We start from the raw sequence: 25,076 nt of genomic DNA on the forward strand, positions 1-25,076 counted from the left end.
CCCTTGAGCAACATTGTAATATGAGTAGATTGGCTATCGGTGAGTTCCGCCAGTTGGGTGACAAATTTACGAAAGTGGGCTTGGAGCATAAAAATTCCCTCCAGTTGCTGCCTACTTTAAGTTTAGCAACAACTTAAGGGAACATAGCGATTCATAATGAGAAATACTGTAACCTTAAATCATGTACTCTAGCCTGATACGAACAGTTTCAGAACATATTTTTTATCGAGGTAAAAAAAAGCCGCCATATGGCGGCTGGCCCATGAAGGGAAGGGTAAAATTCTCTGGTTAGATACGTCATATTGCAATGAACAAGAACCATTATCTACACGATTTCGAATATATTCAATTATTAAAAATAACAAATCACTTCTGTAATTTACTAAATGGCGGTTATCTTAAATCTACCTCGAACTGACGTGAACTTGGGATTGTTAGACTTTAAGCGCAGCTCTAAGCAGAGAAGTAAGATTAAAAGCCGCCATAGCTATGGCTGGTATTAGCTATGACGGCTATTCATATTGCTTGTTTGGATAGGTCATCCAAACAAGCAGGTATCATCATCTATATAAGTGCGAATATATTCAATTATTAAAATTAACAAACTACTTCTGTAATTTACTAAATGACGGTTATATTAGTAGCTAACGAAGTGAACAAAGAACTCAGGGGAAAATGCCGCAAGGGCAGTAATGTGGCGTGATGAATCAGCAGAGAAATACTTCGGCAGTTAGCTCACCGAATTAAAACGAAGAAAACCATTTAATGTTGCTGTTGTTGCTTTGGCTAATAAGGTAGCACGTATAGCTTGGTTAGTGATGATTGAGAAAAAAACATTTAAAATTAGAAGCTAATACAGAGTTTGCAATGATAGCCATTGATGACAAAACGGTTAGACCACGAGATTGAAGACCTGATGGACAGAACCGTAATAGCATGCTTTCACATTTTTGAGGACAATCTGGCACGGATCTCATCGTCGAGCTGGGGCTAATGACGATCTCATAAAGACTCTTAATAGATTAGCGCAAACCAACTCCCTTATCGGGTTTATCACTTGTAAAACGGGACGTACCATACATTTGTCCAGAGGTGTGTTTTTAGCCGATCACAGCAAACACGCCTTTGTCCAAAACTGAGTTAGCGACAACTATCAGACCCTGAGCCTGTTCTTTCGTTATGTAAGCCACATCCCTTAGTGACCGCGTAACAATGCCATATCTCTCATTTTTAACAAATGTTATCTACACGGTATAAATTGACGGATTTTGGAAAAGGCTTTTTGGAATATTGATGAGTTGCTATTTTTTTTCGTTTATAAGTTGCTGATTATAATCAAACTATTTCATTTGCAAGTGGCGTGGCCATCTGGAAGTCCTTCCGGCTTTCTTTGGGCATTTCCGGTTTATTACCTTCTTTCCCAACAACATCTATCACAATAGAGGTATTTAGCTTTACCGTTATATACTTTAGTATATAACGGTATTTTTGCTTTGAGGGTATTGAGATGAAGTGCTGGAAGAGGCGAGTAGTCGCTGTTGCTATGTCAGTGTTGTCTTTCTCAAGTGTTGCAGTTGAGAAGGTAACCGTATTTGCTGCGTCTTCGTTGACCAACGCGATGAACGAGGTTGTGATAGCCTACGAGCGAAAAACGGGCGATAAACCGACGGTTTCTTATGCATCCTCTTCAGCGCTTGCGCGTCAAATAGCCCAAGGGGCTCCGGCTGATATTTACCTTTCTGCCAATGAAAAGTGGATGGACTATCTCTCGGAACAAGGTGTCATTGACCCCTCCACAAGGAAGCCTTTGCTGCATAACAGCTTGGTGATGGTTGCACCAAATGATTACCCACAACAAAATATTGCGTTGAATGCTTCATGGGATATGGCAAAAGCATTGGATGGAACTCGCCTTGCCGTTGGTGATCCAAACCATGTGCCGGCAGGGATATACACGAAAGAAGCGTTAGAGCATATCGGTTTATGGCAACAGGCAGAACGTCTATTGGCAAGAGCGAACAATGTACGTGGCGCACTGTTGCTGGTAGAAAGACAAGAAGCATTGCTCGGCGTGGTATATAAAACGGATGCACTGATTTCCAAAAAAGTGAAGATTGTTGCTGAGCTTCCACCCGCGAGCCATACCGCGATCACATACCCTGTTGCCATGGTGAAAGGGCGTCAGAGTCAAAGTGCAAAAGGTTTTTATGATTTCCTTAATTCGGAACAGGCGGCTGCCATATTCAATGCGTATGGCTTCGGCGACATTCGTATCAGGGGTATCAATTAGTGTTAACCGAATATGAGGTTCAAGCGTTACTGCTTAGCTTAAAAATTGCCAGTGTTGCGGTGGTTGTTAGTTTACCCTTCGGTATTCTGTGTGCGTGGTTACTGGCGCGCTGTCAATTTGTAGGGAAGTCATTACTTGATGGCCTGGTGCATTTGCCTTTGGTACTCCCACCCGTTGTTATCGGTTACTTGTTACTGGTGGTGATGGGGCGTCAGGGCATTATTGGTAAAGCGCTATATGAATGGTTCGGCCTGACATTCAGTTTCAGCTGGCGCGGTGCTGTGTTAGCTGTTGCAGTGGTTTCCTTTCCGCTAATGGTGCGTTCAATCCGTTTGGCGCTTGAAAGTGTTGATTACAAACTTGAACAGGCAGCCCGAACGCTCGGGGCCAGCCCGATAAAGGTGTTTTTTACCATTACCTTGCCACTGACATTACCGGGGGTTTTGACTGGGGCTATTTTGGCCTTTGCCCGTGCACTGGGAGAGTTTGGTGCAACCATTACGTTTGTGTCGAACATCCCGGGAGAAACTCAAACTATACCCTTGGCAATGTATTCATTCATTGAAACCCCAGGTGCCGAAGATCAAGCTGCTCGGTTATGCGTAATTGCTATCGTGATTGCTTTGGTATCGATACTTGCTTCTGAGTGGTTTTCTCGGGCCGCTCGGCAGCGATTGGAGGCCAGATGATTTCTATCGATGTACAGCAGAAACTTGGTGATCTTGATTTGGATGTTCAGCTTGAATTACCTCTGCAGGGAATTACGGCTATTTTTGGTCGCTCAGGTGCGGGTAAGACATCGCTCATCAATGTTCTTAGTGGTTTGACGATGCCAGATTCTGGCGCTATTTCACTGGGTCAACATGTGTTGTATAACCAGCAATTAGGCATAAACCTACCTCCAGAAAAACGCCGTATTGGTTATGTGTTTCAGGATGCAAGGTTGTTTTCTCACTATACGGTAGCGGGTAATCTACGGTATGGCTGCAAGGGTGAAAATTTGGAACAATTTCATTCTGTCACTCAACTGTTGGGGGTAGAGCGACTGCTGAACCGTTATCCGGCTTCGTTATCTGGCGGAGAAAAGCAGCGGGTGGCAATAGGTCGCGCATTACTGTCCAACCCGTCGATGTTGTTAATGGATGAGCCATTGGCGTCACTCGATCTACCGCGCAAGCAAGAGTTGATGCCGTACTTGGAACGCCTTGCCAAAGAGGTCAAAATCCCGATTGTTTACGTTACCCACAGTCTGGATGAAATTTTACGCCTAGCGGATCATATGGCGATGATCCATCAAGGAAAGGTGGTGGCTTCGGGCCATATTAACAGTGTTTGGGGATCGCCTGAGATGCGGCCTTGGCTACCGGCTAAGGAACAAAGCTCGTTACTTAGCGCTCGTGTCAATCATCACCACCCTCACTATGCGTTAACACAGATAATGCTCACCCACGATGCATATTTGTGGGTAAATCGCTTGCAGAGTATGCGAGGTGAGTGGGTTCGGGTACGTGTTCACTCTAACGATGTTTCACTGACCAAGGTGAAATCAGAGCAAACGAGTATCCGAAATATACTGGCAGCTAAGGTTGATAAAATTCACTCGGTAGATGAGCAAGAGCGGATTGAAGTTCGTTTAAAGGTAGGTGAAGCTCAACTGTGGGCCAATATCACGAAGTGGGCGGCCGACGAACTTGATTTGTCTATTGGTGATAAAGTTTTTGCCCAAATCAAAGGTGTCAGTGTTACTCAAGAAGATCTAGCAACCATGTAACTATATTCAGTTAGGATTAACGTTTGAAAGTACCAGCTATTGTTGGTACTTTTTTGTTTCTAATTGATCTTAGTCAATCATAAAAAATTGATAAGTATAATTTTTTATTTCAATTATTTTTATATTTTTGTTGTTGATGCTTATTTTGAAAAATATAATTTATTTGATGTGTCAAAGTTGAACCTTTAATTGTACATGTGAGTTAGCATATGCATGCATTATTGTTTACTTATTCTATTAGCGGATGGTTCTTATATTTCATTGGCTTAAGTTGGATATTGACGTTCATTGAGCAGTTTTTCTTTGTTAATTGTTTGTCAGGTTCTTGAGAATATCAGCGTTGCATATTGAATGATTAAGCGGGGAGTAAGTATAGTGTGCTTCGTAAAAAGCGTGAAGCAAATTTATTTATTGTGTTTTATTAGGCTAAATTAGTACTACATCTATTATATTATTGAGCCTAATAAAATACACCAAATGTCAAATAAGGTGTGTTATGAAAGTTGTACCCATATTAGCGTTGTCAGCATTGTTATTGTCTGGTTGTGGTGGTTCCTCATCAGGCACCGATAACACTGAAAATACAGTCCAGCTGCCTGAGGATAGTGGTGATACAGGCACTAACCCTGGTGATGATAACAATACCGGTGGTGATGAAGGCAATACTGATCCTGATCCAGGCCCTGGAGATACTTTTGCAGAGCAGATGCTGTATGCGGTGAACCAAGTACGTTCAGAATCTCAGAACTGTGGTGGTGAAATTATGCCAGCGGTAGACGCGTTGGAGTGGGATCTTGACTTGCAAGATGCGGCATACCGTCATTCCAGTGATATGGCCAACAATAACTTTATGAGCCATACGGGTTCTGACAATAGCTCACCTGAAGATCGTATCAATGCAACCGGTTATTCATGGTCAACATGGGCTGAAAACGTTGCTGCAGGACAAAAAGATATTGATGCAGTAATGACTTCTTGGATGAACAGTTCGGGTCACTGTAAAAACATTATGAATGGCAGTGTAACCGAAATGGGAGCCTCTTTTGTTGAAAACTCTGACGCATCATACGGTATTTACTGGACTCAAGTGTTTGCTAAGCCGCGCTAACGTCATGGTTGAATAAGCAATATACTTAGCCGCCAATTATGGCGGCTTTCTATATTGAACGGATGATAGAAATATGTCCTACTAATCCATGATTTAATTCGCATCCGTGTAATGGTCACAGTTGCAATCCATTCTTTTGTTACGCATCTCGCCCATAAAAAAACGTCGAACATTGGCTTTCATATAAGTCAGCCCCATTTTAATGAAGCCGTCTTGCTCAAGGCGACGAGGGTCAAACCAGAAACGAACAGGGATCATTCGGTAACGCCATGTTTTAGCCGCGCGGTTGGCATAATCACAGTCTTCGCAAAGCGCGATGCTTGGGTCAAAGCCGCCAATCTCGTTGTGAACGCGTTTGGTCGAAAACGTGCAGGCACCAACAGCGGTAGGGAAGAAAAACGAAGTGCTAAACAGCCCTGCATTGAATAGCGCATAGCCCACCTTGTAACTGAACGACAAATCTTTGGCTTCCATGTAGGATCCGGCCACTTCGAGTTTTCGGCTTTCCAATTCATACAGTGCATTGGTTAAGAAAGTCGGGCTTAGCCGAACATCGGCATCAAGGAATAATAGCCTTTCATATTTGGCGAGTTGAGCACCGGTATTACGGCCAAGGCTGGTCCCTCGTTGATTCATTTTATGAACAGCCAAGCTGGGTAAAGCCTGTTCGAACCCCCTGGCGACTTCACAAGTGTTATCGTCGCTGTTGGAATCGACCACGATAACCTCGTACTGCTGGTGGCTTTGTTTGCTTAAGTCTTCCAGTAGGCGGCCAATGCGTTTTTCTTCATTCAGTGTGATGATCACAATACTTAAAGGGGTCATAACTATCTCCGGTATTCGTATTAACTGAAGATAGTTTGCAAGCTTTTGGTTGAATTAATTCTGAGGGCGATATTCATAGCGTATTCATATTCAGGTTATCGCTAGGAGTGGCGTTGATAAAACAGTCGTACTTTATCGATTAACCAATCCGGGTCATCGGTTGGTAGATCATGACCGGCAGTTGGGTGGATCAACAATGGTATGTGCCAGGTTTTAGTTAACACCTTACTGCATGAGATATCGACGAGGGCATCATTCTGGCTGCCAATAAGCAGGGTTTGCGAGGCGGGATTGCCGTGATACTGATAGCGGCTGGCTGCATAGAGTTGGCGTAGCGCATTGGACGCTGAGACTGGGTTGGTGTGACGCCAGTCTACCCAACTGTCTATGATCTCGGTGGATGATAGGTGGGTGGTCATATTAAAGATCAGTGCTTCGCGTTTCGCTTCCGACAGAAAAAAATACCGCAGTATATTGCTGTACTGTTGCCATTTAAGCCTATTGGTGAAAGGGGAGTAGTTACTGAGACTGGCGTTTATTAGTATGGCGGAATGGATACTTTGCGGGAACTTTTGCATCCATTCCAGCGCAATCATTCCTCCCATTGATATCGCAATGATATCAATGTCTCCCTTTTCCATTTGAGCTCGAGTTGTTTGTGCTGATTGAGCTTGGTAGTTAGTCAATTGGGTATGAAGGTCGTCTACCATGTCAGAGATGTGAGTGGCCGATTGCTCGTTATGTCGGGAGCCGTTTCCCGCAATATCAAAGGCGATGATCTCTCGCTGAGGAAAAGCAGCTTTTAATTTCTCAGTAAATATTCCCCAATGACGAGCTTCTCGTAATAGACCCCTGATTAACAAAATTGGTCGATTAGTATTTTTGGGAAATGGGCTCATAGTAACGTCTTGGCTATTGGATTAGGTTGTCTTGGTTAGATCGTGTGGATACCAGAGCGATTTTGCTTGCTGGGAAAATGCATCATTTTGCTCGCTCAAGTACCAGTGCTGGTATGAATAGGTCGCATTCATTAGAAACTCGTTTAACGTTAAGTGAGTTCGCATCACACGCTGGATCCTGTGTGGTTTTACTGGGTGAAAAGGTCCAATACGGTCGAGGAGCTGCAGTGGGTTTTTTCGAACCCATCGCCAAGATCCCATCTCAAGTGTGATCGGGAGTAGGTGCTGCTGACGACTCTCGGTGATGTCATACAAGTAATCCCATAAGTCGCCATGGCAAGTGTAATGCTTAGTTTGGGGCTCAAACACATAATTCTGGTAGGGAAAGGCATTTAAAAATAGCGTCCTTAAGTGGTACAGCGCCCCAATTTGAGCAATGGGCGTAAGTTTGCTTTTGGCATAGGGGAACCATAGGCGATCTCTTGTTCCAAATCCTGAATGGCAATCGAGAGCGAGGGTCAACGGGCTGGTTTGGGTCGCGAGAAGCACCTCATTAATCAGTGTTTGGGATTCTACTTCCATACCGTCAGCCGCTTTACCACGATACCAAGGGATGAATTTTGATATCCGGTGACCGCCAACAAGCCACGCAGTAGACTCTTTACTGTCCACCGGTGCGTTCCTCATTAAATCGACATGGTTACCGTTAGAGCGATAACGCTTTGCCATACCGACAGGGTTTAACAGAGGAATAAAAATGAGTTTAATTCGGCGTAATTTCTGTTGTAAAGCTTCGTCCCAATGAAGGCGATGGCATAGGCTTTCTAGTAGAGATATAACGACTTGGCTACCGATACGCTCGAGGCCGTGTACGCCGCCAACGAAAAATAGACACGGTGAGTAGCTTTCAATAGCACCAAGGCTGATTTTATAGATGGGCAGCGGAAAATTATCAAGTTCCGCATAGTTCGTCACTTCCGTTGAGTTACCAATGTGCTTTAACGCTGGAATAGAATGATCAATGATGTTTTCGAGCCGCCTGAGCTCGGGTAATCGCCAGTATATACCTTCTTTGCTCAATGCTATGCACTCCTTGGCCTTTGGTATTACTTTACGCCCACTGTTTTACACCTAGATGTCATTATAGGAAACGAACTAGAGCATATTGATCATTATACCAACCTACATAAATATTTGATCAGTCTTGCTGGTTAAAACCGCTGTTCTCTGCGTTAGATATTTTGTAATTAGAGCCACTAGTTACTGCAATATCTGCTTTGATGACAACGATTTTTCCAGTGCAAATACTTGATCAACGACTTATCCAGATTGGTATTATCACCAACTTGGAGGTGTGGAGAGAAAGCATCAATGCGATTGGCTGAATTTCTTTGCTGATTCTAATTGATATTCTTCAACATCATGAATCCATCTAGGGCGGTTAATAAACCGAGCGATAGCAATCGATGGCAGTAAAAAAACAAACAACGGTAATGCTTCATGTAAATACGTATTGGCGAGTACCTCTTCATGAGTGAAAAAGTTCAACGCAGCCAGCAGGCAAAAGATGAAGCCAAGCACAACCAGAACAGCGGAGATAACTAAGCCGATGCCTAATAGGTCCCTTAAGTATAATTTATACGCATCCATATCCATTTCCTCATACAAATGATGGGTAAAAATATACGCTTCTTATTGCTCTTGGTTGTGATGTTGATCACGTATAAGGCAAGGCTGAATGAAAGTTGAGAATAGATTGATTTATGGCAAATTCAGTTATTGCTATAATAAAAACAGTGTTCAATATTTTATTGAGCAGTATTCGTTTTGATTGTACCCCTTATTATCATGGGTAAAAGACGGCATTTCTTTTATCTACAATGCCCACTTAAAAGCACGATGAAAGCTCGCTTTGCCATTAGTTTCGATGTTGTGGCCATGAGAGAGAATAATTCGGTCAAATGGCCAGGTTAGGATTTCCTGCAGTGACTGCCTTAACCGGGTTTTATTCTGAAAAGTCCAACGCCAGTAAAGCGGCATGCCGGGGTGCTGATAACAGCCATTGGCCAGTGCCAAAGCCATAGTAAACAGATTCGAGGTTGGGCGAAACCAAGCCAGAGTATCACCAACGATTAATGTGTTTGAGAGGGGATCGCAGAAGATCACTTCTTCCATCCGATCACTTCCTCTTAACAGAGTTTGATACAGTTGGTGCTGCCATATTTTAGGGCTTTTGGCACTGAGGGCATCATCAAAGACAAGGTCGGTTCGTTTATTTTGCAGGCCCGGGGGAGCAAAGAAATAAGCTTCGGGATAGGCGAGCCACCATTCAGACAGGAATAAATGATGGTTCATATTTGGGGTCACGATGGCCTGAATTGCGCCCAGTTGGCTTAACTCAAGCTGTAGCGATGTCGTTAGTTGGATGGGGGAGTGAATAAGTAGCTTATCATTTTCAAGCCGTAATACCGTCATCCTTGCACCAACTGATATGCCATTCAATTTGAATGGCATATCTTGATACCAGAGTCGATCCTTACTCCATTCTTTCATTGGTTATCCTTAACCAGCAAATGGTGTGGCTAGAAGCCCATTAATTTGAGTAAATTTTCTGCTGTTTCAATAGCTTGTTGACGGTTAGCAATATTGAGTTTTTGGTACAGGTTCCGTATGTGTGTTTTGATTGTCGTAGAGGCGACATCAAGCTCAGAAGCAATTTGCTCATTACTGTAGCCCGTATAGATCAATCCCAGTACTTGCCATTCACGTTGAGTAAGCGGACTGGTTCGTATTAGTTCTGGAACATTAGGTAAGTTGAGCAGCTTTTCAACGAAGTTTTCGTCAAAGTGCACAGAGCGGTTACGCTCTTTGCTCGTCATCTCACGAAGCAGTTGACGGGCACGGTGTAGTTCTAGCTCATTAAGTGCTTTAGTATCAACCAATTCTTGGATCAGATCGCAGATCTCGCTTCCGTCACAAAGAAAAATGCCTACCATGCCAGTACTGTTCGTTAACTCAAGAGCTTGCTTAATTTGAGTTAGGGCGAGTTCTCTATTTTCTTGACGTTTACTCAGTACTGCTTGTACCACAAGGTTACGGTTTTTGTCTGTGATCAGATTATGTTTATTGCAGCTGTCATCTAACATGCTGAAGATGATTTCAGCACGCTCAAATTCGCCGGTATTGACACAAGCACGACCAATATTACGCCATTGCAGCTGTTGAAAGTGGTTACATGCTGCTTCCGGTTGCTCTGCATGAACGAGCCATTGTTGTATGCTGTCTATGTCCCCCGTATTTTGCCAAAACAGCAAATTGGCTAAGTCAGTATTCGCACGCCAGTCGATGTGATAGACAGAGCGGCTCATTAGGCTGTTGCAAAGATCAAGATAGCGACTTGCTTTATCTTGCTCACCACGAGTTATGGCGATTCGAGCGAGCATGGAATAGGCGTGTAACGACTTGGTCTCGTCATAAGGGGCAAGTACTTCAAGGCTCCTCAGTGCAGCTTCTTCTGCTTCATCAAGGCGATTCCAACACCATAGAATTTGGGCGCGCAGGCGCAATAGGAACTCGTGCAACGGTACTTGTTGTAGGTGTTGCTCTTTGACCAGTTTGAAGGCCTGCTCTAGCAATTCATAGGCATTCTGAACATAACCTTGAGCCAGTAGGATTTCAGCCTGTTGGAGTAGAGCCCATAGCGCCTGATGATAGACATGGTATTGGCGAGCCATCTTTTCGGTTTGCTGCATCATTGGCAACGCGCGGCTTAGATTACCCAAACAATGGTGTACTTCACCGACAACCGAGGTTGCAACGATTCTGCTACGATAGGTTGTCGAAGGCAATTGGCCTAGTGCTTGCTCTGAAAGGATCAGGGCATCATCGGGCTTACTTTGGTTGATCGCAACTTGAGCGCGTAGTGCATTAAATTCACCTTGCAGGGCGTCATCAAGCTCAATATCACGTTTAGCGAATTCTTTTTCCGTTTCCTGGATCATATCGCCCACATCATTGTATAGGTGCTGGCTTTGCAGCAGCCACATATGAAGTAGATTTAGGCGAGGCTGGGCGTAGAGTTCTTCGGTGTCGATATTTCCTAAGGCATCTTGAAGGAGCTTCATTTCACCATGGTGGAACATCTCCCAGCCAAAATCACACAGAATATGGATAACAAGCGCTGAATCTTCACATTTTTGTGCATGAAGCAGTGCTTGCTGTGGTGAATTTTGCTTCAACCAAGCCTTGGCCGCCAGCGCATGCAATTCAGCCCTTTGCTGAGGGATTTGGGAATAGCGCTGATGGCGGAGAAACTCAGCAAATAGGTTATGGAAGCGGTACCAGTTGTTATCACCCTCAAGTGTGTTGAGGAATAAGCCAAACCGGTTGAGTGACTCAAGAACAGCCAAGGCGTCACTACGCCCAGTCAGATCGGTCACAAGTTGCGCATTGAACATATCAAGTACGGAACATTGCAACAAAAATTGCTGGGTTTCATCGTCTAACAGATCAAACACTTCTTCCGCAAGGTAATCCCACAGGTGGCCACGGTTAAAGCTCGCCATTGATTCGGCAGATTCAACCAGGTTGTGAGGTTTTTGCTGGGCGTGTAGTGCGATTAGTTGGAGTGCGGAAGGCCAGCCTTCCACTTGCTGGTGGAGTGACTTTAAAACATTGGCTTCGATGTTTTCGCCGATACGTTTGTCGAAAAAGCGGGTTGTTTCTTCTTCATCGAAGGCAAGCAGATCGTTATCTACCTCAATCAGCAGATCGCGAATGCGCAGGTTTGCCGTGCCTAGCGGCGGCAGAGTGCGGCTCGTAACCACTAAGGTAAGGTTGTCTGGCATATGCTTGAGAAAGAATCGTAAGCCGTCATGAATATCGTCATTATTGATGAGGTGATAATCATCAAGCACGATGTAAGTTTGTTCATGGTACTCAGCCAGTTCGCCAAACAGCTCGCTGAATAGAGTCGATAAACATGCAAACTGGCGGCGTTCAGCCATCGCTTGAGTCTTCAAGCAAGCGTTGTTAGTCGCTTTGTTGATGTTTTGTAGTAAATAGTTCACAAAACGGAAGGTATCGTTGTCATTTTCGTCGATATTAAACCAACCGGTATGTGGGTGCTCGTTCAACCATTGGGCTGCCATGGTGGTTTTACCATAGCCCGCTGGTGATCGAAACAGCACAAGACGGTAAAAAGGGGCCTGCTCTAGCGTTTCCAGCAAACGGGGACGCAGTATCGCATTATGAAGGCGTGCCGGACGAGTTAATTTAGATGGTATCCACATAGTCTTGCTATCTTATTGTAAGGTTTCAGTTCCATTGTCGCTCAGGAGCGTTGCTCTGAATTAATCATGTTATCTGAGCTGTTATGCCATGTAATCTAGGTAATAGTTGCAAATAATTTCAGTATGGCACTTGATCTAGCTGATAACTTTGACAGCGCATTAAGTTGAATTCAGCAAAAGTTGTCAACTCATCCCTATATTTATGACACAGTTCACATATCTTTAATTTCCCACCAACTTATATCTATTCAATTGCACATGGGAATGTAGTCTGTATCTGTGACTTAAAATGCATATGGAAGGGCGTTTTAGTCTTTCTACACCCCAGAATGTTGCATCTTGTCACAGAAAGTGGGGGAGATTCATAACTACGCCCCTCCCACTCATCCCTACTCCTCCCCAACTCGGGAGGATGTTGGCGCTGATAAATACAGGCAATATTGTCAGCAGTTGGAAATAATCCTAGAGCGAGATTGAACCATGCCTAAGAATGGTCAGACACAACAATTTAATAAAGCAGCTTTCCAAGCGGCAGTAGAAAAACACCTAACAACAACTTACGCATCAACAGATGAAACTGCGACGGCTCGCAGTTGGTATTTGGCAATGGGTAAAGCACTGGCTGAAATCAGCACTGGCAACCTATTGGCCACTGAAAAGAATCTTGCTGAGCAGAAAGCTCGCAGTGTGAACTATCTTTCACTGGAATTTCTGATCGGCCGCCTAACAGGCAACAACCTAATCAGCATGGGCTTATACGAAAACGTTGCTGAAGCAATGGAAGAGATGGGCCAGAACCTAACCGACCTATTGGAAGAAGAGCGTGACCCTGCATTGGGTAACGGTGGCCTTGGTCGTCTAGCTGCATGTTTCATGGATTCACTAGCAGCCCAGGAATACCCAGCAGTCGGTTACGGCCTACACTACGAATACGGTCTATTCCGCCAGTCATTCGTTGATGGCCGTCAGGTAGAGGCTCCTGATGCATGGCGTGGTATCGAAGGTTACCCGTGGGAAGTTCTTCGTCCTGAGCTAAGCCAAGAAGTTAGCTTATACGGTCACGTTGAAGGCTACACTGATGAAAATGGTGTCGAGTGCCGTCGTTGGGTTCCGGCTATGTCTGTTGAAGGCGTGGCTTGGGATCTACCAATCGTTGGTTACGACAACAAGAGTGTTTACCCATTACGTCTTTGGGAATGTCGCTCTAACGCACCATTTAGCCTAGCGCGTTTTAATGATGGTGACTACGTTGGTGCACAGTACTCTGCGCTAGAAGCGGGTAACGTGACTAAAGTGCTATACCCGAACGATAACCACGATCAGGGTAAAGCACTTCGCCTGATGCAGCAGTACTTCCATTGTGCATGTTCGGTTGCAGATATCCTTCGTCGCCACGAAGCAGCAGGTAACTCTATTGAGTCGCTTTCTGAGCTTGAAACCATTCAGCTCAATGACACTCACCCAACTATCGCCATTCCAGAACTAATGCGCATCCTTATGGATGAGTACAAGCTAGGCTGGGAGAGTGCGTGGGAAATTTCTTCAAAGACATTTGCTTACACTAACCACACATTACTTCCAGAAGCACTGGAAACATGGAGTGAAGCACTGATCCAGCAAATGCTGCCTCGTCACATGGAAATCATTTTTGAAATCAACCACCGCTTCATGAAGCAGGTTGAGCAAACTTGGCCGGGCAACAACGAAGTGAAGCGCAAGCTTTCAATCATTCAGGAAGGCCCACAGCGTATGGTTCGCATGGCTAACCTGTGTGTTGTCAGCACTTACGCAGTGAACGGTGTTGCGGCACTGCACTCTGAGCTGGTTAAGCGTGACCTGTTCCCTGAGTTCAACGAACTGTTCCCAGGTCGTTTGACCAACGTGACTAACGGTGTGACACCGCGTCGTTGGATCAAATACTGTAACCCTGGTCTTTCTGCGCTGATCAGCGAGAAAGTGGGTAATGACTGGCCGGCAAACCTAGAAAAAATAGCTGGTTTAGAAAAATTCGCTGACGATGCAGCCTTCCAGAAGCGCTACATGGCAGTGAAGAAAGAAAACAAGCAGCGTTTGGCTAACTGGGTTGAAGAAAACATGGGTATCGAGCTAGATACTGATGCCATCTTTGATATCCAAATTAAGCGTCTGCACGAATACAAGCGTCAGCATTTGAACTTGCTCAATATTCTGGCCTTGTACCACCGCTTGCTGAACGATCCAACGTTCGACATGCACCCACGTGTATTCTTCTTCGGCGCGAAAGCAGCACCAGGTTACGCACTGGCTAAAGACATTATCTTTGCCATCAATAAAGTGGCTGAGAAAGTGAACAACGACCCACGCCTTGGCGGCAAGCTGAAAGTGGTATTCATTCCTGATTACCGCGTAAGTTTGGCTGAAATCTTGTTCCCAGCGGCTGATGTTTCTGAGCAAATCTCAACGGCAGGTAAAGAAGCATCAGGTACGGGTAACATGAAGTTCGCGATGAACGGTGCATTGACTATCGGTACGATGGACGGTGCTAACGTAGAAATGCGCGAAGAAGTGGGCGACGAAAATATCTTCATCTTCGGCTTATTGGTTGATGAAGTACAAAAACTAAAACAAGAGGGTTACGACCCTTATCGTTACTACCATGCTGATAGCCTTCTACGCGCAGCAATGGATTTGTTAGAAACTGATGAATTCACACCAGGTAACCCAGGCCAGCTAGCGGCAATTCGCCACAATTTGCTGGAAGGTGGTGACCCATACCTGGTACTGGCTGACTTTGCCGATTACGTGAAGACGCAAGAGAAAATCGATGCGGAATACCGTGACCAGAAGACATGGGCCCGCAAGGCCATTCTGAACACGGCACTAATGAGCAAGTTCAGTTCAGATCGTAGTATTCGAGACTACGCTAACAACATCTGGAAACTAGAGCCAGTTTCACTGTAACTGCTTTAGGCTGTAACAAGTATGAATTGATATCAGCAAAACTTTAACATCGTAGCGGCCGAGAGGCCGCTAACGGAGAGAACGATGAAAAACGATCAAGTATTAAAGCAAGTTGCTGACATGGTAGGCATTGCCGATAACTATGTCAGTGCTTGGGGGGATGAAGCGCAAGTTGACAGCGATACAATCCGTCGCCTGTTGGCAGCGCTAGGTTACGACACCAAAAGCGATGAGGCTTTGCTCGAATCAGCAAACAAGAAACTACGCCCAGATGTGTTAGCACCGGTTAAGGTGGTACGCCGCGGTGAACCAATGCATATTGAAATGCACTTGGGTCAAAGCGCACGTATCAGCGATTTTAGCTGGCGCCTGGAAACTGAACAGGGTGAAGTACTGGAAGGTTGGTTGCAGTCTCAGCTTGTGTCAGACGAGCGTGCAGAAGGTGGCACCTTGGTGTTTGCTCTGCCTGACGATTTGGTATGGGGGTACCACAAGCTAGAGGTATTCCGTAAGCGTCGTAAATCTCCATTTGAAATGACTTTGATCGTTGCTCCGGAGTCTTGTTACAAGCAGGATGACCTGAATAGTAATAAGAAACTTTGGGGTACCAGCGTTCAACTGTACTCAATTCGTACTAATCACAACTGGGGGATTGGTGACTTTGGTGACCTGAAACAATTGGTTGCTGACGTGGCTGCCCGCGGCGGTGACTTTGTGGGCTTGAACCCCATTCACTCCTTATTTCCAGCTAACCCTGAAGGTGCGAGTCCATACAGCCCATCTTCCCGCCGTTGGCTGAACCTGATGTATATTGATGTCAGCTCTGTCACCGAGTTTGCACAGTGCGATGAAGCACAGCAGCTTGTTGGCAGCCCTGAGTTCCAACAGCGTCTCAATGAAGCGCGCAATACCAACTGGGTAAACTACAGCGAAGTGTCATGCTTGAAAATGGCTGTTTTACCATTGCTGTTTAAGACATTCAGTGAACGCCATCTTGAAAAGAGCACCGCACGTGCCCAGCAGTTCCTTCAGTTCGTTGAAGATGGGGGGGAAAGCCTACTTCACCAAGCCGCTTTCGATGCGTTGCACGCTGAATTGAAAAAAGAATATGATAGTGCTTGGGGTTGGCCGGTCTTCCCTGAACAATACCGTCACTTTGATAACGCCGCTGTTCAAACGTTTATCAAGAAAAACTATGAGCAAGTACAGCTGTTTATGTACCTACAGTGGTTGGCTGATGCCCAATTGGCTGAAGTCAATGAACTCGCGGAAGAAAAAGGTATGGTCATTGGCCTGTACCGTGATTTAGCGGTAGGGGTGTGTGACTCTGGTTCTGAAACTTGGGCAGATCACGGTGCACTTTGTCAGGATGTTAGCGTGGGCGCACCGCCAGATATTCTTGGTCCTCTAGGCCAGAACTGGGGTTTACCACCGCTGAACCCAGAAGTACTAAAAGAACGTGCTTATGAACCGTTCATTCAACTATTGCGTGCCAACATGCGTAGTTGTGGTGCACTTCGTATTGACCACGTACTTGGTTTGCTGCGCCTTTGGTGGATACCTAAGGGTGAGTCTGCACAAGATGGTGCATATATGTACTACCCGGTTGAAGACATGATGTCTATTCTGGCATTAGAAAGCCATCGCTACCAGTGTACGGTGATTGGTGAAGACCTTGGTACTGTGCCAGACGAGATCGTGGATAAATTGGCGACGGCTGGTATCCATTCATATAAAGTTTTCTTTTTCGAAACCGCAGAAGACGGTGGTTTTTACTCACCGAAGCACTATGCCGACCAATCGATGTCAGCGCTCTGTACGCATGATATGCCAACACTTCGTGGCTTCTGGCACTGTGATGACCTGAAGATGGGTGAAGAGCTTGGTTTATACCCGAACCAAGAACAATTAGCTGGTTTATTTGATAGTCGTGCTGAAAGCAAACAAAAAATCCTTGATAGTTTGGCTTGGCATGGTTATCTTCCTGAAGGGGTTGGGCATAACGCTGCATATGTGCCTATGGATCAGCAATTAAGCGAAGCCATGCAACTCCACCTAGCTGCCGGCTCTAGTGCACTGTTGAGCCTACAGCTGGAAGATTGGCTAGAAATGGACAAGCCGGTCAATATTCCGGGCACCGTTGATGAGTATCCGAACTGGCGTCGAAAGCTTTCGACAACGTTGGACGACATCTTCACTCGCCAGAATATTGTTGACCTGACTCGTCGTTTAACCGAAACACGAGCAGAAGCATCGAAATAATAAGTAATATCAGGAGTAATGCGTTGGACACAATTACAGTGACCCGCAGTGATAAGGAATATTTGCAGCTCGAGAGAGCTGCATTTTCAGATCCATTTTCATTTTTAGGCCCTCAATATCAGTCGAATGACACCGCACTTCGCGTGTACGTGCCAGGCGCTGACTCTGTTGAAGCAATAACTGAAAACGGTGAACGTTTTACCCTCGTACGCGAAGCTGATAGCGGTTTTGTGCTTGAGGGTGATTTCGATTTTACCACTGCACTATATAAACTTGTCGTTAAATGGCCGCAAGGCGAACAAACGATTTACGACCCTTACCAATTCCATAATTTGATTCAGTCAGGCGAAGCGCTGACAGACCCATCACTGATGCACAGTGAAATGGGGGCGCAGCTTGTCACACTGAATCGAGGCAATTCATCTGTCTCTGGTGTACGTTTTCTTGTCTTTGCACCGAATGCCTCAGCCGTAAGTGTCGTTGGCCACTTCAATGCATGGGATGGCCGTCGTCATCCAATGCAGCGTCTGGATGATGGTTTATGGGGGCTGTTTATTCCTGAACTAGAGGAAGGCACCCTTTATAAGTTTGAGTTGAAAGACAGTGCGGGTGAGGGGCTACCTCACAAAGCGGACCCATGGGGATATCAATCAGAGCAATATCCATCATTTGCGTCCAAAGTTTATGACCAAGCCAACTACGAGTGGCAAGATGACACATGGCAAAACCGTCCGGTAACTGCCAAGCATCAACAAGCGTTGTCGTTCTATGAATTGCATGCTGGTTCATGGCGTAAAAACGATCAAGGCGAGTTCCTTAACTATCGCGAACTTGCTGCAGAGCTGATCCCTTACCTGAGTGATATGGGTTACACCCATATAGAACTGATGCCTGTTTCCGAGCACCCTTTCTATGGCTCATGGGGCTATCAGCCGATTGGTTTGTTTGCACCAACGAGTCGCTTTGGCTCACCTGATGACTTCAAATACTTCGTTGATCAGTGCCACCAGGCTAACATCGGCGTGGTATTGGATTGGGTTCCTGCCCACTTCCCATCAGATGACCACGGCCTAGCGAACTTCGATGGCACCGCATTGTTTAACGATCCGGATCCTCGTCGCGGCTGGCACCAAGATTGGAAGAGTTACATCTACGATTACGGCCGTGATCATGTCCGCCGATTCCTAGTCTCCAATGCCTTGTTCTGGTTCGAGCATTATCATATTGATGGATTGCGTGTAGATGCCGTTGCATCAATGCTGTACCTGGATTATTCCCGTGAGCATGACCAGTGGATCCCTAACCATGAAGGTGGCAATGTTAACTTCGATGCGGTGACTTTGCTGCGTTGGGTCAACGAGGAAGTTTACCGCCATTATCCGAATGCCATGACCATTGCTGAAGAATCAACGGCCTACCCAGGTGTAACTAAACCGACTGACATGGGCGGTCTAGGGTTCGGCTTCAAATGGAACATGGGGTGGATGCACGATAGCCTTTCCTATATGCAGGAAGAGCCTATACATCGTAGTTACCATCACAACACCATTACTTTCCCAATGGTGTATGCATTCAGTGAAAACTACGTATTGTCTCTATCACATGATGAAGTTGTTTACGGCAAAGGCTCGCTACTTGACAAAATGCCAGGTGACGAATGGCAGAAAACGGCCAACTTGCGCGCATTCATGGGGTACATGTATGGCCAGCCGGGTAAGAAGCTGAACTTCATGGGGGCAGAAATTGCCCAGAGTGCAGAGTGGTGTCACGATGGTCAACTAGAATGGCACTGGTTGCAGTATCCGCGTCATAGCGGCATGCAGGCAGTCGTTAAAGACTTGAACGCACTGTATACCTCTGAGCCTGCAATGTACGAGCAAGACTGCGACCCTGCTGGTTTTGAGTGGCGTGTTCAGGATGATGCTGGTAACAGCATTTTGGCTCATGAGCGTTTTGCGCTTAATGGCGACAAAGTTCTTATTGTCAGTAACTTTACCCCGGTACCTCGAGAAGGATATCTGCTGGGTGTACCTGCTGCCGGTGAATATGAGCTGTTACTCAATACCGATGATGAAAAATACTGGGGTGGCAACTCGCCAGTGAAAGCATCTATCGTGACACAGCAAGTGGCTAGCCACGGACTAGAGCAATCGATTGCTATTGATTTGCCGCCTCTGGCAACAGTGTTCTATCGCTTCAAGTAATAGACAAGCTATTTAGATTAAAAACCCGCAATTTGTTGCGGGTTTTTTTTGTTTGGCAAATTACCACTAAGCCCTATCTGTTTTATACCAATCTGGATAAGTAGTTGATCAAGTATTCTTTGGATCCTGTAAGTCGCTATTGAAAATCAACAATATGTGGATGGTGTTGATTGTGGTATTTCTCTCGTTTTACCATTTTTTTCAAGCCAAGTAAGGAGTTGTAAGGCTGAGAGACTGACACCATGTTGATTAACCACGCAGGCAGGTTACCCCCAGGGTTTGTCAGAACTTGATAGTGTACATGCGTTACTGAGTCACTTACCGGTGTAAATATCCAGCGGCTTGTTAGGCTTTTTACTCTGACGACTCCGTCTTTTAGTGGTAAGTAGTCGGGGGTGCCTTCTTGCTGGATAGTCACAACTAAAGTATCTGGATCTTGAGTGGTTTTATTTAATACGATGGCATCACGATCGGCAACGGGCCAGGGGGCTTTGCTATAAGTCACGGTGATTGTTTCTGAATCACTGATTACTTTCTCGGTGTGCATTTCATCGACATTTTCAACCCACTCAATACCGGCATTGGTATCGTTAAATACGGCAATGATGGTACTGAGGCTGGCATTGATTGTCGTTTGTGCCATAAACTCTTTGAAGTCGCTGCCTTCTATTGCCCGGTTATACACTTGTATATCCTTGCGGTCCCGAACATTTTTCCATGGTTCCTGAGCGAAGGCTTGACTTGATACCCCTTGAAAACACATGAGGGTAACCAATGACATCAATATTTTTTTCATTATTCTACCACTCGCCCTTTCCAAGAGATCGATTTCTGTTTTGATAGCCGGTAAGAGTTAATAACAAGCAAGCCCTGCAAAGTAATGCCGAAGGGTACGAAGATGGCATAAATGATAGGAACAAAGAGCTGGGTTGCAAGTACGCCGTAAGTTATCAATAGAATCAACTGCATAAGTAAGTTGATTCCAACAACGAACAACGCTATTTGAGTCGGTTCACTATTATAAGATAGCCATGATAAAAGCAATAACAACGGGGTAGACCAGGCTATAAAAAAGGATTTACTCAATAGGGTAATAGCACTTGCGAAATTATTGACTTCAACAATTCTATTCATATTTTTGGAAAAACCGTGCCAGATCTCTGCTGCACTGGTGTACATTCGCGTACTCATAAGATCATCTGCAAATGCCCAGAAGATATTAAATTTACGTTCTTTCATTGCTTTGGCAAAGGCAAGGTCTTCTGAAATCTCGGAAGCTACTACTGTGTGCCCTTCTACGGCTTTATATGCACTGGTTTTAAACAGCATTGCTTGCCCATTGGCAATCGCTTCTTCTTTATCAGGATCGTTTGACTCATGAAATTTCATAAAAGAGGCGATCGATAAAAATAGCCCCGGTAAAAGGGTTTTCTCTGATGCCGATAACATGAGTTGGCGAGGGTTAAACGAGAGCAGATCGATCTCTTTGCTGAGCGTAAAGTCGATAATGCTTTTCAGCATCTTTTTATCTGACTGAGTATCAGCATCAATAAAGAATATATACTCGCCATTGGCTTGCAGAGCACCAGCCATGCAGGCATTGCTTTTACCTATCCACCCTTTTGGCAGTGGGCGACCACTGATGCATTGCGCATTAAACTGGCTTTGCGACATCATCTGCTGAGCAACTTGGCGAGTTTGATCTTCAGAGAAATCATCGACAACAATGACTTCAAGCTTGTCTACTGGATAATCTTGCTCGAGGATGCTGCCGAGTGATATTTTAAGGTTATGCTCTTCATTACGCGCAGGGATCACGATGGTTACGCTCGGCCAATCATCGCGTGAATACTGTCCTCGCTTTATGTGCACCCGATGCTGGGCCAAAATGCCTAATTTTATTAGAAAAACCAAAACCCCTATTATTGAGAGGATAGTTAAAGCGAGTAACACCATAAATGAAACCTGTTTTTGCAATGTAGTTATGACCAACGGTTTATAATATATTGTTAATGCTGAACTTCAATTGACTAGTGTTTAATTAATCTTAAATAAATGCCAACTTATTTGTGCATTGGGAAACTCATGCATTAGAGATATTTTCACTAATATGTCATATGTTACTGAAAATGAAATGTTATTTCTCGTAAGTAATCTGTGCATGTTTAATTGTGCGTGCAATTGGTTTTTTTACCCGAACAAACAAGAAAAAAAGTAAGGTAGCACTTCACAGGACTTAATCTAATGCGGTAATGGATAAAACAAATGTAATTGAATTTCGTTCAATTAAGTGCTGGTTAAGTATTTAAATGTCATCATAACGCGCGAAGAAATGACCATGGAAGGTATTGTTATTGTTAACAGAGATATAAATTTGAAAACACAAGCTTTACTGCTATTGAGCCTTTTTGTTGCACCGCAGACCTTTGGTCAGGATTCCTTTTTCCCTATATGGGGTGATGAAGCAGAGAAGCGAGGCTATACACTGCCAAAACCGTATGGCTTATCTTTGTCTTACATGGATATGAGCAATCCTATTACGGTTAATAGCATTAATTTAACAGGGCACCCAGTCTTGGATGCACTTGATGTTGATGCCAATCATGCTGATTTTAAAGGCTCAAATATCACTTTACGTGGTGATGTGTGGGTTTTTCCATTTCTGAATGTTTACGGGATTCTAGGTTATACCCAAGGTACTAGTAAGGCGAAAATAAACTCAGTGAGCTGTGATCATGCCTCGGTTCCTGGCTTTGGAAATAAGGCACTATGTCGTTTGTTGGATGCTGCTGGTGGTGATTTGCCTGACAACGCAATGTTTGAGCTGGATATGGACGGTGGAACCTATGGTGTTGGTACCACGATAGCGGGTGGCGTGGGAAGCTGGTTTGCTTTGGTTGATATGAATTACACTTATACAAGTATTTCAGCGATTGATGGCAATATTAAAACATTTGTTGCAGCACCTCGTGTCGGCCACCGTTGGGAGTACGATGGTGGTCGTGAGCTCCGGGTATTTGTTGGTGCTATGTATCAAGATGTTCAGCAATATTTGTCTGGTGACCTAAAGAGTCTTGGTTTACCTCCGGCATTAGATAGTATTATCGACCAACTTGCCCCAGATGGTAAATTCGAAGTTAGCCAAAGTACTGATGATAAATGGAATGGTGTTGCTGGTTTTCAATATGCATTTAATCGTGACTGGGAAGTGCTCATGGAAGCAGGGTTCGGACCCAGAGAAACCCTGTTCTTTGCAGTAAGCCGCCGATTTTAATTAATAGTCATGGGCTTTAGGCAAAAAAAACGATGAGGTAAGCCTCATCGTTTTTTATTCAGCGTATTTTACGACTACTGGAATTCAGATTTACGCATACGGTTCAGTACAGCCATTACCTCGATAACTCGAGGTTTGGCGATATCACCGTAGTTTGGCATGGTGCGGAACCACTCGTCACTGGCAAGCATTTGAGCGAAAGCCTTGCTCGGTGCTTTCTCCCAACCTTTACCCTGAGCTATTTGGAACCACAGCCAGCCGATTGCATGCAACTGGCTTGAGTCGGCAACTTGTTCAAGTGCTTGAAGATCAATCTGCTCTCGGCCAAAACGCATAGACGTTTTATCTTTGACTTGAATACGGAATTTACCGTCTTCTAATTGTGCTTTTAGGCCCGCACGGTTTAGTTTCCGTGTGCGCGGGCGGGTGATTTCGGTGCTACCTTCAAGCTGACGGCGAGTCGGGTGAGAGGTAACTACTTCTTTCGCTTTTTCTGTTACATCGATCGCTTGGTAGTTGTGCATTTGGATCACTGTGTCTGCAACGTCCAAATAGTCACCAGAGCCACCCATAACAAGCAACACAGATACATCCAGTTGATCACGTAGCAGTGAAATACGGTCAACCAACGGCGTGATAGGCTCATCATTTTTAGCGATCAAGGCTTGCATGCGCTCATCGCGGATCATGAAGTTTGATGCCGAGGTATCTTCATCGATTAGCAGGGCATTAGAGCCAGACTCAATGGATTCTTGCAACCATGACGCTTGTGATGTTGAACCAGATGCATTCTGGGTTGAGAACATGCTGGTGTCTTTACCCATCGGCAGGTTGCTGATGTATGGAGTAAGATCGACGTTATGTACACAGCGACCGTCTTCGGCGCGGATTTTGGACGCCGATTCTTCAGTAACGATATATTCACGACCATCACCCGGAACGTGATCGTAAACTGAGCTTTCGATTGCGTTTAGTAGGGTAGACTTACCGTGGAAACCACCACCTACAATCATGGTGATGCCCTTCGGAACACCCATGCCGCGAATTTTTCCGCGATGTGGTGCTTCAAGCTCAATCGCAAGGTTTTCTGGGCTAACGAACGGAATGGCATCGGCTAACGGTGAGTCGCTGTTACCCGCCAAACGAGGAAGTACGCTGTCATCGGCAACAAAGGCCATCAAGCCTTTATCTGCTAGTTGTTTACGCAGAGCGACCTGATCTTCTACCGTTTCACAGTGACGCTTTAACTCATCCATCGGTAACTCACGTGCAATCGTGGCACGGCGAATGATCTTTGGCATGGTGAACGTCAGCAGGTTAGCTGCTTTTTTAGCAATAATTGTGCGGCCGTCTGAAGGCAGGTTGACGCGAAAGCGCAACTCCAGTGCATCGTCATCAAAGACAACGGCGGTACGGTCTAGAACCGTTTGTCCCGGACGGTCAATTTGAATATCATTAATTTGCTGTGCCAGCTCGGCAAATTGTCGAGCGATGAAATCACGTGCAGCGCGTTGGTAGTCAGGAGACTGTTCTTTTAACCACTCAAGGTCAGTCAGTGACCATTTGCGGCGCGCACGTACGCGAGAGGCTGGCGCAAATGGGTCCGATTGAGTGATATCAATGAAGAAATCGAAGTCAACGAAATGGTATTCACCGCGTAAGCTAGAGTAGCTGCGGTAGTTATGACGGTCAATTTTATGTAATTTTGCTTCGAGTAATTGCATGTCGCCTCGATAACTTCGTTAGAATTTCAGGGGGCAGGATTCTACACTAAACGCCTTGAATAAGCATACAATCTTTACTGTTAACGGGATTTTTTCTTAAATAACCCTTCCGGTGAAAACGCGATCCTCTACCTTGGTCTAATTGAGCAATTTGTGTTAATGGCATTTAATCAGAGTGTAGATGATGAAAAAGGGAGTACACCATGCTGCAGTTATCAATGACAGTTGCCGAATATCTACTAATTTTGGCAGGGTTAGCCATGGTCGCAAACGGAATTTTTATATATGGACGCCGAACAAGTGATTGGACCGGGGTCTTGAAGATGTTTTACAGCCGTATTGGTTTGTCAGTCGAAGAATTCAAATGGTACCGATTGGGTGTTGCTTCCTTGGTACTTGGCGTGATTGTTAGGATCGTAAATCTCACGCTTTGGCCAGCCTAGGGTTGTTGGAAACTGGCGAACAAACGCCCGCTATATAAGTGCTGT

The 25,076-nt window shown here is 45.1% G+C and carries 18 protein-coding genes and 1 pseudogene; 10 read left to right on the forward strand and 9 right to left on the reverse strand.

Annotation, left to right across the window (positions count from 1 at the left end; genetic code table 11):
* Nucleotides 1-674 precede the first annotated feature (674 nt).
* The 5 genes and pseudogenes from NHN17_RS13735 to NHN17_RS13755 form a co-directional block, all read left to right on the forward strand.
* Nucleotides 675-854: pseudogene (locus NHN17_RS13735) on the forward strand (IS110 family transposase); the annotation flags it as partial.
* A gap of 653 nt (nucleotides 855-1,507) precedes the next feature.
* Nucleotides 1,508-2,290 carry a molybdate ABC transporter substrate-binding protein gene (gene modA, locus NHN17_RS13740; RefSeq protein ID WP_255043135.1) on the forward strand — a complete coding sequence of 261 codons (783 nt, stop codon included), beginning with the start codon at nucleotides 1,508-1,510 and terminating at the stop codon, nucleotides 2,288-2,290.
* On the forward strand, nucleotides 2,290-2,979 hold the full coding sequence (gene modB, locus NHN17_RS13745; RefSeq protein ID WP_255043136.1) for a molybdate ABC transporter permease subunit: 690 nt from the start codon (nucleotides 2,290-2,292) through the stop codon (nucleotides 2,977-2,979). The genes modA and modB overlap by 1 nt, the downstream gene beginning before the upstream one ends.
* Nucleotides 2,976-4,061 carry a molybdenum ABC transporter ATP-binding protein ModC gene (gene modC / locus NHN17_RS13750; RefSeq protein WP_255043137.1) on the forward strand — a complete coding sequence of 362 codons (1,086 nt, stop codon included), beginning with the start codon at nucleotides 2,976-2,978 and terminating at the stop codon, nucleotides 4,059-4,061. The genes modB and modC overlap by 4 nt, the downstream gene beginning before the upstream one ends.
* Nucleotides 4,062-4,557: 496 nt before the next feature.
* Complete coding sequence (locus tag NHN17_RS13755; protein WP_255043138.1) at nucleotides 4,558-5,169, forward strand: CAP domain-containing protein; 612 nt, start codon at nucleotides 4,558-4,560, stop codon at nucleotides 5,167-5,169.
* Between the two features lie 93 nt (nucleotides 5,170-5,262).
* On the opposite strand, the gene NHN17_RS13760 is transcribed toward NHN17_RS13755, so the two are convergent.
* The 6 genes from NHN17_RS13760 to malT all read right to left on the reverse strand — a co-directional run bounded on the left by NHN17_RS13760 (nucleotide 5,263) and on the right by malT (nucleotide 12,184).
* Nucleotides 5,263-5,994 (reverse strand): glycosyltransferase, encoded by a 732-nt coding sequence (locus tag NHN17_RS13760; protein WP_255043139.1) that lies wholly within the window; start codon nucleotides 5,992-5,994, stop codon nucleotides 5,263-5,265.
* Nucleotides 5,995-6,095: 101 nt separating this feature from the next.
* Nucleotides 6,096-6,893, reverse strand: a complete 798-nt coding sequence (locus tag NHN17_RS13765) for an alpha/beta fold hydrolase (protein WP_255043140.1) — start codon at nucleotides 6,891-6,893, stop codon at nucleotides 6,096-6,098.
* A gap of 21 nt (nucleotides 6,894-6,914) precedes the next feature.
* Nucleotides 6,915-7,973 carry a DUF2817 domain-containing protein gene (locus NHN17_RS13770; RefSeq protein WP_255043141.1) on the reverse strand — a complete coding sequence of 353 codons (1,059 nt, stop codon included), beginning with the start codon at nucleotides 7,971-7,973 and terminating at the stop codon, nucleotides 6,915-6,917.
* Between the two features lie 288 nt (nucleotides 7,974-8,261).
* Nucleotides 8,262-8,543, reverse strand: a complete 282-nt coding sequence (locus tag NHN17_RS13775; RefSeq protein ID WP_255043142.1) for a D-fructose-6-phosphate amidotransferase — start codon at nucleotides 8,541-8,543, stop codon at nucleotides 8,262-8,264.
* Nucleotides 8,544-8,768: 225 nt separating this feature from the next.
* The gene (locus NHN17_RS13780) at nucleotides 8,769-9,446 is read right to left on the reverse strand and encodes a DUF4336 domain-containing protein (RefSeq protein ID WP_255043144.1); all 678 of its coding nucleotides are present in this window, start codon (nucleotides 9,444-9,446) and stop codon (nucleotides 8,769-8,771) included.
* 29 nt (nucleotides 9,447-9,475) lie between these two features.
* The gene (gene malT / locus NHN17_RS13785) at nucleotides 9,476-12,184 is read right to left on the reverse strand and encodes an HTH-type transcriptional regulator MalT (RefSeq protein ID WP_255043145.1); all 2,709 of its coding nucleotides are present in this window, start codon (nucleotides 12,182-12,184) and stop codon (nucleotides 9,476-9,478) included.
* Between the two features lie 480 nt (nucleotides 12,185-12,664).
* Here malT and NHN17_RS13790 point away from each other — a divergent pair, with 480 nt between their 5' ends.
* From NHN17_RS13790 to glgB, 3 genes are all read left to right on the forward strand, one after another.
* On the forward strand, nucleotides 12,665-15,124 hold the full coding sequence (locus NHN17_RS13790; protein WP_255043146.1) for a glycogen/starch/alpha-glucan phosphorylase: 2,460 nt from the start codon (nucleotides 12,665-12,667) through the stop codon (nucleotides 15,122-15,124).
* An 84-nt stretch (nucleotides 15,125-15,208) separates the two neighbouring features.
* Entirely contained in the window at nucleotides 15,209-17,386 is a 2,178-nt protein-coding gene (malQ, locus tag NHN17_RS13795; RefSeq protein ID WP_255043147.1) for a 4-alpha-glucanotransferase, read from the forward strand.
* Between the two features lie 23 nt (nucleotides 17,387-17,409).
* Nucleotides 17,410-19,590 carry a 1,4-alpha-glucan branching protein GlgB gene (gene glgB / locus NHN17_RS13800; protein WP_255043148.1) on the forward strand — a complete coding sequence of 727 codons (2,181 nt, stop codon included), beginning with the start codon at nucleotides 17,410-17,412 and terminating at the stop codon, nucleotides 19,588-19,590.
* A 136-nt stretch (nucleotides 19,591-19,726) separates the two neighbouring features.
* Here the strand turns inward: glgB and NHN17_RS13805 are convergent, their stop codons facing one another.
* Entirely contained in the window at nucleotides 19,727-20,386 is a 660-nt protein-coding gene (locus NHN17_RS13805) for an START domain-containing protein (protein ID WP_255043149.1), read from the reverse strand.
* Entirely contained in the window at nucleotides 20,386-21,546 is a 1,161-nt protein-coding gene (locus tag NHN17_RS13810) for a glycosyltransferase family 2 protein (RefSeq protein ID WP_255043150.1), read from the reverse strand. Before NHN17_RS13810 ends, NHN17_RS13805 begins: the two co-directional genes overlap by 1 nt.
* A 382-nt stretch (nucleotides 21,547-21,928) precedes the next feature.
* Between NHN17_RS13810 and NHN17_RS13815 the strand changes: the two genes are divergently transcribed.
* Entirely contained in the window at nucleotides 21,929-22,864 is a 936-nt protein-coding gene (locus NHN17_RS13815) for a hypothetical protein (protein ID WP_255043151.1), read from the forward strand.
* A 74-nt stretch (nucleotides 22,865-22,938) separates the two neighbouring features.
* Here NHN17_RS13815 and NHN17_RS13820 read toward each other — a convergent pair whose 3' ends face one another.
* Entirely contained in the window at nucleotides 22,939-24,588 is a 1,650-nt protein-coding gene (locus NHN17_RS13820) for an ABC-ATPase domain-containing protein (RefSeq protein WP_255043152.1), read from the reverse strand.
* Between the two features lie 203 nt (nucleotides 24,589-24,791).
* On the opposite strand from NHN17_RS13820, the gene NHN17_RS13825 reads away from it, so the two are divergent.
* Nucleotides 24,792-25,031 (forward strand): hypothetical protein, encoded by a 240-nt coding sequence (locus NHN17_RS13825; protein WP_255043153.1) that lies wholly within the window; start codon nucleotides 24,792-24,794, stop codon nucleotides 25,029-25,031.
* Nucleotides 25,032-25,076: the final 45 nt, after the last annotated feature.

Source organism: Photobacterium pectinilyticum (assembly GCF_024357955.1).
Taxonomy (GTDB): Bacteria; Pseudomonadota; Gammaproteobacteria; order Enterobacterales; family Vibrionaceae; genus Photobacterium; species Photobacterium pectinilyticum.